Below are 13068 nucleotides of genomic sequence, written 5' to 3'. Positions count from 1 at the left end.
ATCCTGCCGTTATTCTTCACGAAACCTTATCGCTGTATGATACTCGAGCAGTTTTGAAACAGGATGTCGAACATGTACCGTGCGCTGACACGCGACATAGAGGTCACGGTGGAGCCGTACTATCTCGAAGAACAATCGGATCCGGATGATAGCCGCTATGTCTGGGGCTACCGCATCGTCATCTCGAACCATTCCGAAATCGCGGTTCGGCTGATGACCCGCTACTGGCACATCACCGACGAGAACGGCCAGGTGGACGAGGTCAGCGGTCCAGGCGTCATCGGCGAGCAGCCGCTGCTCAATCCCGGCGACACCTACGAATATTCCTCCGGCTGCCCGCTCGACACCCCCTCCGGCGTCATGTTCGGCCACTACAGCATGGAGGCCGAAGACGGAGAGACCTTCAATGTCGCCATCCCCGCCTTCTCGCTCGATTCTCCCGGACTGGTGCGGACGCTGAACTAAAGCCCGTCGCGTTCAAACGTATTCACGCGGCGCGCCTTAGGTCTTTGTTTTTGTGCATGTCGTTATCCCAAAACCGCTGCACACTTTTGGGCGACATGCATTAGCCGCCCGCCTTTATTGAGATCGCACCTCGCTCGCCTCGAAGCGATAGTCGGTGGAGCAGAACTCGCAGGTGACCTTGATCTCGCCGTCCTCGATGCTGTGCTCGATATCCTCCTCGCTCAGTCCCTCCAGGACCTCGCGTATCTTGTCACGCGAGCAGCTGCAGCGATCGTAGACGGCCTGCGGCTGGTAGACGCGCACGCCCCGTTCGTGGAACAGACGATATAGCAGACGCTCGGTGCCGACGGTAGGATCGGTCAGCTCGTCGGAATCGATCGTATCCACCATCACCTTGGCTTCCGCCCAGAGATCGTCTTCCTCGAAGAGCAGGCTGGCGTCGCCGTCATCGCCATCGCCGCCAGGCAGATCCGGCTGGCGCATGCGCTCGGACGCCTCGGGCAGGAACTGCGCCACCATGCCGCCGGCGCGCCAGCGATGCCGCGGCTTGCCGTTTTCGTCCCGGTCGAGCAGTTCGGCGACGGCGAGGCGAACCTTGGTCGGTATCTGTTCCGATTGGCGGAAATAGACCGCAGCGATCTCTTCGAGCGTCGCGCCGTCAAGCGCGACAATGCCCTGGTAGCGCTGGGTATGGGCGCCCTGGTCGATGGTGAAGGCAAGGATGCCGTTGCCGAGCAGTTCGTGCGGCTGCGAGCGGCCGCCCTTCTCGGCGGCGGCAAGCGCTTCCTCGTCGTAGCGCGCATAGGCGCGGACCCGATCCGGGGTGGAGAAATCGGCAACGACGAGATCGACCGGCCCATCGCCCTGGGTCTGGACGATCAGCTTGCCGTCGAACTTGAGCGAGGTACCGAGCAGGACCGTCAGCACGACGGTTTCGGCAACCAGCCGCGCCACCGGCAGCGGGTAGCTGTGCCGCTCGAGGATAGCGTCGAGCATCGGGCCGAGCTGCACGGCTCGGCCACGCACGTCGAGGCCCTCGACCTGGAAGGGAACGACGTGGTCGTCACCGGCAAAATCGAACTCGCCAAGTCCCGGTGCTGTCTCTGTCATCGTTTGCTCCTTGCATGGATCACAGCGGCCAAGCAACCCGCCGTCGCCGTGATCGAACTTCCATCCTGCGGATGCAAGAGCAGCCGCGCACACCCTGCCGTTCGTTGCACCGCTGCGTCTCGATCGAGAGGCGCAACGTTCGCATGACACCGTGCATTGCTCGTGACATCGAGAGCGCCGATCGACGCACTCCGTCTCTAACTGCCGCTTATCCTATTTGATCCCGGCATGGACCGATTTGTCCAGCAGGCAAGCGCGGCTCCGGAAGCGCCCCGTATGCGGCGGATCCGCTGAAACGCGCTGTGGCGAGAAACGGCGCAGCGGCCGAACTCTCCCGCACATCGCCTAGATCGTGTCACCGCTCTCCGATTTCAATAGCCCGGCCTGGCCCTCGAACGGTCCCGTCAGACGGCACCCAGGCACCAGGCGAGGATCGACTTCTGCGCGTGCAGCCGGTTCTCGGCCTCGTCGAAGACGACCGACTGCGGGCCGTCGATGACCTCGTCGGTGACTTCCTCGCCGCGATGCGCCGGCAGGCAATGCATGAACAAGGCCTCCGGGGCCGCGTGCTTCATCAGCGCCGCGTTCACCTGATAGGGCTGGAAGACGTTGTGCCCGCGGGCGCGATGCTCCTGGTTCATCGACACCCAGGTGTCGGTGACAACGCAGTGCGCGCCGGCAACCGCCTGCTCCGCCTCATGGCAGAGCAGGATTTCGCCGCCATTGTTACGCGCCCAGTTCAGGAACTTGTCCTGCGGCTCGGAGCCGAGCGGCACGGCCATGTTCATCCGGTAGCCGAAGCGCGCCGAGCCTTCGATCAACGAGTGAAGCACGTTGTTGCCGTCACCCGCCCAGGCGATCGTCTTTCCCTTGACCGGCCCGCGATGCTCCTCGAAGGTCATGATGTCCGCCATGATCTGGCAGGGATGCGTGTCGTCGGTCAGCCCGTTGATGACCGGAACGGTGGCGTGCTCGGCCAATTCCAGAAGCCGGCGATGATCGGTCGTGCGGATCATGATGGCGTCGACATAGCGCGACAGCACCTTGGCCGTGTCGCCGATCGCCTCGGCGCGGCCGAGCTGCATTTCGGTCCCCGACAGGAACAGCGTCTCGCCGCCGAGCTGCCGCATGCCGACATCGAAGGAAACGCGGGTGCGGGTCGACGGCTTTTCGAAGATCATCGCCAGCATCTTGCCGGCAAGCGGTTTCTCGGCGGTTCCGGCCTTGGTCGCCGTCTTTCGTGCGCGGGCATCGTCGATGATCGTGCGCAGGTCGGTCGCGGTCATTGCCGAGAGATCGAGAAAATGTCTGGTGGCAGTCATAATGCTGTAGTTCCTGTCATAAACCGGTAATCGACCGTCCGTCGCGACCTCAGGCCGCGGCCGTTCCGCTCTTGGCGCGCACCGCCTCGGCGGCACGCTCGAGTCGTGCCAGCCCCTCGCGCGCTTCGGCGGGCGTGGTGATCAACGGCGGCAACAGCCGCAGCACGTTCTCACCGGCCGGCACGGCAAGCAGCTTCTCGGCGCGGATCGCCTTCAGGAAGTCGGCGGAAGGCACCTTTGCCTTGATGCCGAGCATCAGGCCGTCGCCGCGGATCTCCTCGATCACGTCGGGGAAGCGATCCTTGAGCGAGGCAAGCCCCTGGCGGAACACCAATCCCACGTCGCTGACATTCTCCAGGAAACCATCGGCCAGGACGACATCGAGCACCGCATTGCCGACCGCCATCGCCAGCGGATTGCCGCCGTAGGTGGAGCCGTGGGTGCCGGCCACCATGCCGGCCGCCGCCGCTTCCGTTGCCAGGCAGGCGCCGAGAGGGAAGCCGCCGCCGATGCCCTTGGCGACGGCCATGATGTCCGGCTTGATGCCCGACCATTCATGCGCGAAGAGCTTGCCTGTGCGGCCGACGCCGCACTGGACCTCGTCGAGGATCAACAGCAGCCCGAACTCGTCGCAGAGCGCGCGCAGTTCCTGCATGAATTCTTTCGAAGCGAGGCGAATGCCGCCCTCGCCCTGGATCGGCTCGACCAGGATTGCAGCGGTCTCGTCGTTGATCGCGGTCTTGACGGCGGCGATGTCGCCGAACGGCACCTGATAGAAGCCCGGAGCCTTCGGCCCGAACCCTTCGATGTATTTCTGCTGGCCGCCGGCGGCAATCGTCGCGATGGTGCGGCCGTGGAAGGCGCCTTCGAAGGTGATGATGTGGAACCGCTCCGGATGGCCCTTGGCGAAATGGTAGCGGCGCGCCGTCTTGATCGCACATTCGAGCGCTTCCGCACCGGAATTGGTGAAGAACACTCGATCGGCGAAGGTGACCGCCGTCAGCCGCTGCGCCAGGCTCTCCTGGCCGGGAACATCGTAGAGATTGGACACATGCCAGAGCTTCTCCGCCTGCGCTTTCAGCGCTTCGACGAGATGAGGATGGGCATGGCCGAGCGAATTAACCGCGACGCCGGCTGCAAAGTCGAGATAGCGGGTGCCGTCTTCGGCAATCAGCCAGACGCCCTCGCCTCGCTCGAAACGCAACGGCGCACGCAGATAGGTGTCGTAGAGCGGCGGTGTTGCGGCCATGATCAGCATCTCCTTCGTCATCGGCATCGCTGTCGGACGTATCGGCCCGACAAAAATCAAAAATGCCGCCTTTCGGCGGCGCAGGCACTATTCCCATATCGCGGCGCAATGTCAACAAAACCAAGGCTTGCAACAGTCGCGCCGGCCCGGATTCCGCACCGCGAAAAAATCCCGATGCGGGGCTTGCAAAAATGCAACTATCCGACAGCAAGTTGGGGAAAACTGCGAAATCGATTCGGCGCGATTCCGGCGACTCTTGCCACGGAGTCACCCGGCCGGTAGGTTAATATTCAATTACTAGACGCATGCGGCGGACCTAGTCACCAAAATAGTTATCGCGTTGTAACTCCGGGGCTTTTCCGGAGAACGGTGATGGATTCTGCCATCCCAACGCCGAGAACGGGGAGTGCAGACATGAACTGGACGGACGAGCGGGTTGAGAAGCTGAAGAAGCTATGGTCCGAGGGCCTAAGCGCGAGCCAGATCGCGGCGCAGCTGGGAGGCGTCAGCCGTAACGCGGTGATCGGCAAGGTTCATCGGTTGAGCCTGCCAGGCCGCGCCAAGGCCGGCGGAGCGACAGCGGCGGCTCGTCCCAAGCGGACGACCTCGGCGCCCCGCGCCCCGAACTACGCGGCACGCGCCGTGACCCGGACGGTTACCCGCGCTGCCGGCACGGCCGTGCTCAAGGAAGAGGTCGCCGTCGATCTGGTGGCGGAGCAGGATCTCGCACTCGACACCAACATTGTCGTGCCGATGTCGCGCCGGCTGGAACTCACCCAGCTGACCGAGCGGACCTGCAAATGGCCGATCGGCGACCCGCTCAAGGAAGAATTCCACTTCTGCGGCAACGACTCGCCGGAATCCTCCCCCTATTGCAGCTACCACGCTCGCCTCGCCTACCAGCCCTCGGCCGAGCGGCGCCGCGCGCGCTGATCGGTCGGAGCAATAACAAGGACGCATGAAGGGGCCCGTCGGGCCCCTTATCACTTTGGAACGCCGGAAAAGCAGCGCAAGCGTCAGCTTTCCAACGAATAGCCGGCGCCGCGCACCGTCCTGATCACATCGGGCATATTGGAGAAATTCAGAGCCTTGCGCAGCCGGCCGACATGGACGTCGACCGTTCGCTCGTCGACATAGATGTCGTGCCCCCAGACGCCGTCGAGCAGCTGCGAGCGGGAGAAGACGCGGCCTGGCGAGGCCATCAGGAACTCCAGGAGCCGGAACTCCGTCGGGCCGAGCCTCACTTCGCGGGTGCGACGATGCACGCGATGGGTTTCGCGGTCGAGCTCTATGTCGCCGCAGCGAAGCACCGTCGACAGCACTTCAGGCTTCGCCCGCCGGAGCATCGCCTTGACCCGCGCCATCAGCTCCGGCGTCGAGAACGGCTTGACGACGTAGTCGTCGGCACCGGTCGCAAGGCCTCGCACCCGCTCGCTTTCCTCGCCGCGCGCCGTCAGCATGATGATCGGCAGCCGCTCGGTCTCCGGGCGCTGTCGGAGACGGCGGCAAAGCTCGATGCCGGAGACGCCGGGCAGCATCCAGTCGAGGATGAGAAGGTCGGGCAAGCGCTCCTGCAGGCGGATCTCCGCTTCGTCGCCGCGAAAGATCGTATCGACCTCGAAGCCCTCAGCCTCGAGATTGTAGCGCAGCAGCACGCTGAGCGCTTCCTCGTCCTCGACAACGGCTATCTTCGGCAACATTCAGTTACGACTCCTTGCCTAGATTCATGATTGGCGGGTGTCCCCTCAGTCGGTGACGGATCCGAGCGTTGACGTCATGTCGTCCTTCGGCCGCTCGCCCTGCGGCTGGGCGCCCGTCGCCATGTAGTAGATGGTTTCGGCGATATTGGTGGCGTGGTCGCCGATACGCTCGATGTTCTTGGCGCAGAAAAGGAGATGCGTGCAGGGGGTGATGTTGCGCGGATCCTCCATCATGTAGGTCAACAGCTCGCGGAACAACGAGGTGTAAATCGCGTCGATCTCCTCGTCGCGTTCGCGGATGCTGTTTGCCTTCTCCGGCGAACGCGAGGCGTAAACGTCGAGGACCTCCTTGAGCTGGATCAGGGCGAGTTCGGCGAGGTGCTCGAGACCGCGCGCCAGCTTGCGCGGAATGCCGGAGCCGGCAACCGCGATGACGCGCTTGGCAGTGTTCTTGCCGAGGTCGCCGACGCGCTCGAGATCGGCGGCGATCCGGATCGACCCCATGATCTCGCGGAGATCCGCGGCCATCGGCTGTCGCTTGGCGATGGTGACGATCGCCTTTTCGCCGATCTGGCGCTCGGCGTCGTCCAAGATTGCATCGTCGGAAATGACCTTCTGGGCGAGCGCCAGATCGGAATTCACCAGAGCCCGGACTGAATCCGCCACCATCTGCTCGGCCTGGCCGCCCATCTCCGAGATCCGGCGCGTCAGATATTTAAGCTCTTCGTCGAAGGCTGTCGTTATGTGGGGGTGAGACATCTACGGTTCCTCGAGGGCGCACTCTTCGCGGTGGGTTTTCGGGCGATCAGCCGAAGCGGCCCATGATGTAATCCTGGGTGCGCTGGTCGTCCGGATTGGTGAACATCTTGTCGGTGTCGTTCTCCTCGACAAGATTGCCGAGGTGGAACATGGCGGTGCGCTGCGAGACGCGGGCCGCCTGCTGCATCGAGTGGGTCACGATGACGATGGTGAAATTGGCGCGCAGCTCGTGAATGAGCTCTTCGACCTTGGCCGTGGCGATCGGGTCGAGGGCCGAGCAGGGCTCGTCCATGAGAATCACTTCCGGGCTGACGGCAACGGCGCGGGCGATGCAGAGGCGCTGTTGCTGGCCGCCGGAAAGACCCGTCCCCGGCTCCTGCAGGCGGTCCTTCACCTCATTCCACAGGCCCGCCTTCTGCAGGCTCGTTTCGACGATCTCATCGAAATCGGCCTTCGTGCGGGCCAGGCCGTGGATGCGCGGCCCGTAGGAAACATTCTCATAGATCGACTTTGGGAACGGATTGGGCTTCTGGAAGACCATGCCGACGCGGGCGCGCAGTTCCACCACGTCGATCGACGGATCGTAGATGTCGTCCTCGTCGAGGGTAATCCGGCCGGTGACCCGGCAATTCTCGATCGTGTCGTTCATGCGGTTGAGCGTCCGCAGGAAGGTCGACTTGCCGCATCCGGAAGGGCCGATGAGCGCCGTCACGGTATTCTCGCGGATATTCAGGTTGACGTCGAAGAGCGCGCGCTTCTCGCCGTAATAGACCGACACATCCTTGCCGATCATCTTCAAGGGCACCGTGTTCATTTTCTGGTCCAGAGCCTTTTCGACTGCAGCTTCCGACATGATGTTCATAGTCCTTACCCCACTACCAGCGACGCTCAAAGCGACGCCGCAACAGAATTGCGCCGAGGTTCATGATGACGAGGAAGATCAGCAGGATGATGATCGCCCCCGAGGTACGCTCGACGAAGGCGCGCTCAGCCTCGTTCGCCCACATGTAGATCTGCACGGGGAGCGCCGTGGACGGTTCGAGCGGCGAGCCCGGATAGTCGACGACGAAGGCGACCATGCCGATCAGGAGCAGCGGCGCCGTCTCGCCGAGGGCGTGCGCCAGGCCGATGATCGTGCCGGTCAGGATGCCGGGCATGGCAAGCGGCAGCACATGGTGGAAGATCGTCTGCATCTTCGAGGCGCCGAGGCCGAGCGCGGCGGAGCGGATCGACGGCGGCACGGCCTTCAGCGCGGCGCGCGTCGCGATGATGATCGTCGGTAGCGTCATCAGGGTCAGCACGAATCCACCGACGAGGGCCGCCGAGCGCGGCATGCCGGCGAAATTCACGAAGACGGCGAGACCGAGAAGGCCGTAGACGATCGACGGCACGGCGGCGAGATTGTTGATGTTGACCTCGATCAGGTCGGTCAGCCGGTTCTTCGGCGCGAATTCCTCGAGATAGATCGAGGCGGCGACGCCGATCGGCAGCGACAGGACGAGGACGATCAGCATCATATAGGCAGACCCGACCAGCGCCACGCCGACGCCGGCCGCTTCCGGGCGGCTCGATGCGCCGAACGTGAAGATGCCGGTGTTGAAGCTCTTCTTCAGCACGCCGGCCTCGGCCAGCTGGTTCATCCAGGCGACCTGCTGGTCCTTGACCTTGCGCTTCGATTCGTCGACCGTGAGGTCGATCTGGCCCTTGAAGGCCGAATCGATGTTCGCGTCGGCGAGCAGCGTCACCGGGATCGTCTTGCCGATCACCGAAGGGTCGGCAACGACAATGTCACGCAGCTGCGTGCGGACGCTGTCGGAGACCATGTCGTTCGCCTGTTTCACAAGCGGCCGCTTCTTCGGGTCGATGCCGAGCTGCTTGACCAGGGCGTCGCGGACGAGCACCGGATAATTGGCGGTCATCAGTTGCTTCGGATCGGTCGCGCGCTCGTTCTTCGGGTCGATCACCTTTTCGGAAAACTCGATCGGCAGCGTGATCGTCGTCTGCTGGAAGGCCGTGTAGCCTTTCGAGACAACACTCCAGACAAGGACCGCCAGGAAGAACAGGCCGATAACGATGGCGCTGATGCCATAGGCACGAAACCGGCGCTCCGCGGCGTAGCGGCGCTTTATGCCGATGTCGCGGCGGCTTTCGGCGGGACGGGTCGAGACCCTTACCGTGGGAGAAGCAACGTCGGTCATTCGTACTGTTCCCGATATTTGCGCACGATGTAGAGCGCATAGATGTTGAGGCAGAGCGTGATGACGAAGAGTGTGATGCCGAGCGCGAAGGCGACCAGAGTCTGCGGCGAAGTGAACTCCAGGTCGCCGGTCAGCTGGTGGACGATCTTGACCGTCACTGTCGTCATCGGTTCGAACGGGTCGAGCTGCATGCGCGCGGCGACGCCGGCAGCAAGCACGACGATCATCGTCTCACCGACCGCGCGCGAGGCGGTCAGCAGCAGCGCTCCGACGATGCCGGGCAGTGCGGCGGGAAGAATGACCTTCTTCACCGTCTCCGAGCGCGTCGCGCCGAGCCCGAGCGAGCCGTCGCGCAGCGCCCGCGGCACCTGCGTGATGATGTCGTCCGACAGCGACGAGACGAACGGAATGAGCATGATGCCCATGACGATGCCAGCGGTCAGCACGCTCTGCGCCTGAATGAAATTCTGGTAGTTGCCGGTGATGAGGCCGTTCAGCTGCGTCGAGATGTCGCGCAGGAACGGGCCGACTGTGACGAGCGCGAAGAAGCCGTAGACGATCGTCGGGATGCCCGCCAGCACCTCCAGCAGCGGCTTCGCAATAGACCGCAGCCGCGGACTGGCATACTCGGCCATGTAGATGGCGGCGAACAGGCCGATCGGTACAGCAAACAGCATGGCGACAAAAGCGATATAGAGCGTACCGCCGAGAAGCGGCAGCAGGCCGAACTGGCCGGAGGCGCCCTCGCTGCCTGCCGCGGCGAAGCGCGGATCCCAGACCGTGCCGAAGAAGAACTCCATCGGCGAAACCATGCTGAAGAAGCGACCGGCTTCCGACAACATCGAGCCAATGATGCCGATCGTCGTCAGGATCGCGATCGACGAAGCGACGACGAGCGAGCCGAGCATGACGCGCTCGACCTGATTGCGGGCGCGAAAGCGGGTGGTAACGTTGCGGATTGCATAGAGGCCGCCGGCGATGGCGACGAGCAGCACGAAGGCGCTCATCAGCCAGCGGCTGTAACCGCGCATCGTATTGAACTGCTCAGCCGCCTCGACCATGTACGGCTCGCCTTCACCGGCAAGCGCCACGCCCTTGGCGGCGAGCGTCTCGCGCAGATTGGCCGAACCGGTCTTGATTGCCTCGATTTCCGCGGTGTCGAGGCGTTTAAGCCCCGTGGCGACCGCCTTCACCTGGCCGAGCGCGAGATGCACTGCCGCGTCGCCCTGACTTTGGACCGTATCAGGGAGCGCCGAGCGAACGGCGGAATCGACATAAAGCGGCGAGGCGATCAGCCATGCGGCAAGCACCAAGACCGCGGGCAGCACTGCCCAGATGGCGACATAGCTGCCATGGTAGCCCGGCAGCGAATGCAAGGTGGCAAGCTTGTTGCCGGACTCGGCAAGCGAACGGGCGCGGCCGGCAAAATAGGCAACAAATCCAACTAAAGCGATGATCAGGAGAAGAAGCGAGGTGCTCATCGGCACGTCTCCACGGCAGGGCCGCCAAAAAATCCAACTATGCAAGGTCCCGGCGCAGCGGAAAGCTGCACCGGGACCGGTCTTGATCAGAGCAGATTGCCAGCTTCGAAGGTCTTGCGGATTTCTTCGCGCTCGGCATCCGGAGCAGCAACCAGGCCGTATTCGGCAAGCGGGCTGTCGGGGCCGATCATCTGGTCGTCGACGAAGAACTCGACATATTCCTTGAGACCCGGAATGACGCCAAGATGCGCCTTCTTGACGTAGAAGAACAGCGGACGGGAAACCGGGTACTCGCCGGATGCGATCGTTTCGGTCGACGGTACGATGCCGTTGACGGTCGCGACTTTCAGCTTGTCGGCGTTGTTTTCGTAGAACGACAGGCCGAAGACGCCGATGCCGCTCTTGTTGGAAGCGATCCGGGCGAGCGTCTCGGTGTAGTCGCCGTCGATGTCGACGGCGAGGCCGTCCTTGCGCACGGCAACGCACTTGCTGTGCTGCTGCTTTTCATCGCTGAAGGCAGCCTTGATGACGTCCTGAGCGCCGGAGGCCTTGCAGCCCGCAGCGAGGATCTTCTCTTCGAAGACTTCGCGCGTACCATGCTTCTGACCCGGGATGTAGGCGGCGATTTCGGCATCCGGCAGCGAAGCGTCGACTTCCGACCACTTCTTGTAGGGGTTGGCAGCGAGCTTGCCGTCGACGACGACTTCAGCGGCGAGCGCCTTGTAGAGGTGCTCCGGCTTCAGTGCGATATCGGCATTGCCGGCGTCCGTCGCGAAGACGATGCCGTCGTAACCGATCTTGACTTCCTGGATCTCGGTCACGCCGGCTGCCTTGCAGGCCTCGATCTCGCTGTCCTTGATCTTGCGCGAGGAATTGGCGATGTCGATCGTGTCTTCGCCGACGCCCTTGCAGAATTCCTTCAGGCCGGCGGAAGAGCCGCCGGATTCGACGACCGGGGTCTTGAAGTCCGGGAATGCCTCGCCGAAGCTTTCGGCGACGATCTTTGCGTAGGGAAGAACGGTCGAGGAGCCCGCGACCTGGATCTGGTCGCGAGCGACAGCAGCGCCCGCGAATGCGGCGGATGCAACCAGCGCCGCTACACTGAGTTTAAGGATGTTCATTGATGTTCTCCCGGAATGGGCTCGTGTTGGTGCGCTAGCGATCAGCGCTCTCTCGCCGTTTAATCGGCTGCCCTAGTTAGCCGCCGATGGCTACAGGTTTTATGTCAATTGGGTGAAACATTTATGACAGGCTAAGTCATTGAAGATACTTCGGTATCCATGCTCGTCGCAGCCGACGCACGCTTTTTGTGTCAGAAGCGCACCGTGAAGATCGTGCGCTTGCCGACCTCCGAATGGATGAGCAGGCGCGCCCGGTGGCGGGTCAGGATGTGCTTGACGATCGCGAGGCCAAGGCCAGTCCCTTTCTTGGACCGGCTCGCCTCCACGTTAACCCGATAAAAACGTTCGGTAATTCGCGGCACATGCTCGGCCGGAATCCCCGGCCCATGGTCGGTGACCGAGACCTCTGCCTGACAACCCTCGCCGCCGGTCAGGCGCACCTCGACCTTCTTGCCTTCCTGGCCGTATTTGCAGGCGTTTTCGACGAGATTCTCGAAGACCTCGATCAATTCGTCGCGATCGCCCCGGACGACGACCGGGCCCTCGGGCACCTCGAGCGAGATCGTCACGTCGAGATCGCTTGCCAGCGGCTGAAGGCTGTCGCGCACATGTCCGAGCAGCGGCACCAGATCGACCGGGTCTTCGGGAGCGATGTGCGATTTCAACTCAAGCCGCGACAAAGACAAGAGATCGTCGACGAGGCGGCTCATGCGGGTCACCTGCTCATGCATGATGCCGAAGAATTTCTCCTGCGCCTTCGTGTCGTTCTTTGCCGGCCCCGACAGCGTCTCGATGAAGCCCCGGAGGGAAGCGAGTGGGGTACGCAGCTCGTGGCTGGCATTGGCCACGAAGTCGGATCGCATCCGGTCGATGCGGCGGGTCTGGGAAATATCGCGATAGGTCAGCAGGAAGATCCGCCCGCCGGAAAGCTCGCCGCCGATATCCGCCGGGGCGACGCGGACGACATAGACTGCATCCGAAGGCAGGCGTTCCGCATGTTCGATCTGATTAACCTTTCCCGTGGCGATGGTCTCGCGCACCATGTCGAGTATTCCGGGGGAACGCACCCGCGCCGAAAGATAGCTTTCCGGGGGAATCGCGCCGAAAGCCTTCTCGGCGGCTGCATTCTGGAAAAGGACGGTCTCGTCCGTGGCGATAACGAGAACGGGCATATCGAGCGCATTCAGCACGGGGATCAGCGCGTCGGTGCGCGTGTCGACCACCCTCGGGGCCGCCTCCGGCACCGGCTCTGACGAAGGGACACTTCGTTTGAGGAGCGCCGCTACGAGAACGAGCCAGAAGGCAAGCACCGCCAGCACATGGATACCGGCGAGGGCCGCAAGAATGGCAAGCAGGATCGAGAGGCCAAGAATCCAGCGCTCTGCCTTCAGCTTCGGCTTGAGGCCCTGCCAGAACACCTTCGCGCCATCCAAGACGATACCCTCGCTGTCCAATTGCCGCCTCCCGACCCATGAGGAATTGCAGCCACGTGTTAAAAACGTGGTGGTGACCCGCCAAGGTGGCGCGGCCCTGGCTGGAAATCGACGCAAGCGTTCCAGCCGCCCGCTTCGCCACAAGCTCAGAGATAGCGGCGCTTCATGACATGATTTTCACGACATGCTTGAATCTGCAATGCAATTGTGGCCTCCTCCATTGCATGCCT

The 13068-nt window shown here is 62.9% G+C and carries 12 protein-coding genes; 2 read left to right on the top strand and 10 right to left on the bottom strand.

Annotated features, from left to right (window positions below; translation table 11 throughout):
* Positions 1-72: 72 nt before the first annotated feature.
* Positions 73-465, top strand: a complete 393-nt coding sequence (gene apaG, locus NXT3_RS02490) for a Co2+/Mg2+ efflux facilitator ApaG/CorD (RefSeq protein WP_012706741.1) — start codon at positions 73-75, stop codon at positions 463-465.
* 114 nt (positions 466-579) lie between these two features.
* Here apaG and NXT3_RS02485 read toward each other — a convergent pair whose 3' ends face one another.
* From NXT3_RS02485 to NXT3_RS02475, 3 genes are all read right to left on the bottom strand, one after another.
* Entirely contained in the window at positions 580-1575 is a 996-nt protein-coding gene (locus tag NXT3_RS02485) for an Hsp33 family molecular chaperone (protein ID WP_037420485.1), read from the bottom strand.
* A gap of 404 nt (positions 1576-1979) precedes the next feature.
* Positions 1980-2897, bottom strand: a complete 918-nt coding sequence (gene argF, locus NXT3_RS02480) for an ornithine carbamoyltransferase (RefSeq protein ID WP_104838748.1) — start codon at positions 2895-2897, stop codon at positions 1980-1982.
* A gap of 49 nt (positions 2898-2946) precedes the next feature.
* Positions 2947-4146 carry an aspartate aminotransferase family protein gene (locus tag NXT3_RS02475; RefSeq protein ID WP_104839917.1) on the bottom strand — a complete coding sequence of 400 codons (1200 nt, stop codon included), beginning with the start codon at positions 4144-4146 and terminating at the stop codon, positions 2947-2949.
* A gap of 414 nt (positions 4147-4560) precedes the next feature.
* Between NXT3_RS02475 and NXT3_RS02470 the strand changes: the two genes are divergently transcribed.
* On the top strand, positions 4561-5079 hold the full coding sequence (locus NXT3_RS02470) for a GcrA family cell cycle regulator (RefSeq protein ID WP_037378329.1): 519 nt from the start codon (positions 4561-4563) through the stop codon (positions 5077-5079).
* An 83-nt stretch (positions 5080-5162) separates the two neighbouring features.
* Here NXT3_RS02470 and phoB read toward each other — a convergent pair whose 3' ends face one another.
* The 7 genes from phoB to phoR form a co-directional block, all read right to left on the bottom strand.
* On the bottom strand, positions 5163-5846 hold the full coding sequence (gene phoB, locus NXT3_RS02465; RefSeq protein ID WP_037420492.1) for a phosphate regulon transcriptional regulator PhoB: 684 nt from the start codon (positions 5844-5846) through the stop codon (positions 5163-5165).
* A gap of 45 nt (positions 5847-5891) precedes the next feature.
* Positions 5892-6605 carry a phosphate signaling complex protein PhoU gene (phoU, locus tag NXT3_RS02460; protein WP_037420495.1) on the bottom strand — a complete coding sequence of 238 codons (714 nt, stop codon included), beginning with the start codon at positions 6603-6605 and terminating at the stop codon, positions 5892-5894.
* Between the two features lie 46 nt (positions 6606-6651).
* Complete coding sequence (gene pstB / locus NXT3_RS02455; protein ID WP_012706734.1) at positions 6652-7467, bottom strand: phosphate ABC transporter ATP-binding protein PstB; 816 nt, start codon at positions 7465-7467, stop codon at positions 6652-6654.
* A 13-nt stretch (positions 7468-7480) separates the two neighbouring features.
* Positions 7481-8803 carry a phosphate ABC transporter permease PstA gene (gene pstA / locus NXT3_RS02450; RefSeq protein ID WP_037420500.1) on the bottom strand — a complete coding sequence of 441 codons (1323 nt, stop codon included), beginning with the start codon at positions 8801-8803 and terminating at the stop codon, positions 7481-7483.
* Positions 8800-10284, bottom strand: coding sequence for a phosphate ABC transporter permease subunit PstC (gene pstC, locus NXT3_RS02445; protein ID WP_104838747.1), 1485 nt, complete (start codon positions 10282-10284; stop codon positions 8800-8802). Before pstC ends, pstA begins: the two co-directional genes overlap by 4 nt.
* Positions 10285-10370: 86 nt before the next feature.
* Positions 10371-11405, bottom strand: a complete 1035-nt coding sequence (locus NXT3_RS02440) for a substrate-binding domain-containing protein (RefSeq protein WP_104838746.1) — start codon at positions 11403-11405, stop codon at positions 10371-10373.
* 191 nt (positions 11406-11596) lie between these two features.
* Complete coding sequence (gene phoR / locus NXT3_RS02435) at positions 11597-12859, bottom strand: phosphate regulon sensor histidine kinase PhoR (RefSeq protein WP_176536474.1); 1263 nt, start codon at positions 12857-12859, stop codon at positions 11597-11599.
* Between the last annotated feature and the right edge of the window lie 209 nt (positions 12860-13068).

The organism is Sinorhizobium fredii, from assembly GCF_002944405.1.
Classification (GTDB): Bacteria; Pseudomonadota; Alphaproteobacteria; order Rhizobiales; family Rhizobiaceae; genus Sinorhizobium; species Sinorhizobium fredii_C.
The sequence above is the reverse complement of the archived record's forward strand: the minus strand, read 5'-3'. Positions and strand labels throughout refer to the sequence as shown.

Coding starts and splice junctions, on each gene's coding strand:
- NXT3_RS02440 (WP_104838746.1), bottom strand. CDS start 11,405: ATGAACATCCTTAAACTCAGTGTAGCGGCGCTGGTTGCATCCGCCGCA.
- pstC (WP_104838747.1), bottom strand. CDS start 10,284: ATGAGCACCTCGCTTCTTCTCCTGATCATCGCTTTAGTTGGATTTGTT.
- pstB (WP_012706734.1), bottom strand. CDS start 7,467: ATGAACATCATGTCGGAAGCTGCAGTCGAAAAGGCTCTGGACCAGAAA.
- phoB (WP_037420492.1), bottom strand. CDS start 5,846: ATGTTGCCGAAGATAGCCGTTGTCGAGGACGAGGAAGCGCTCAGCGTG.
- argF (WP_104838748.1), bottom strand. CDS start 2,897: ATGACTGCCACCAGACATTTTCTCGATCTCTCGGCAATGACCGCGACC.
- NXT3_RS02470 (WP_037378329.1), top strand. CDS start 4,561: ATGAACTGGACGGACGAGCGGGTTGAGAAGCTGAAGAAGCTATGGTCC.
- NXT3_RS02485 (WP_037420485.1), bottom strand. CDS start 1,575: ATGACAGAGACAGCACCGGGACTTGGCGAGTTCGATTTTGCCGGTGAC.
- NXT3_RS02475 (WP_104839917.1), bottom strand. CDS start 4,146: ATGGCCGCAACACCGCCGCTCTACGACACCTATCTGCGTGCGCCGTTG.
- pstA (WP_037420500.1), bottom strand. CDS start 8,803: ATGACCGACGTTGCTTCTCCCACGGTAAGGGTCTCGACCCGTCCCGCC.
- phoU (WP_037420495.1), bottom strand. CDS start 6,605: ATGTCTCACCCCCACATAACGACAGCCTTCGACGAAGAGCTTAAATAT.
- apaG (WP_012706741.1), top strand. CDS start 73: ATGTACCGTGCGCTGACACGCGACATAGAGGTCACGGTGGAGCCGTAC.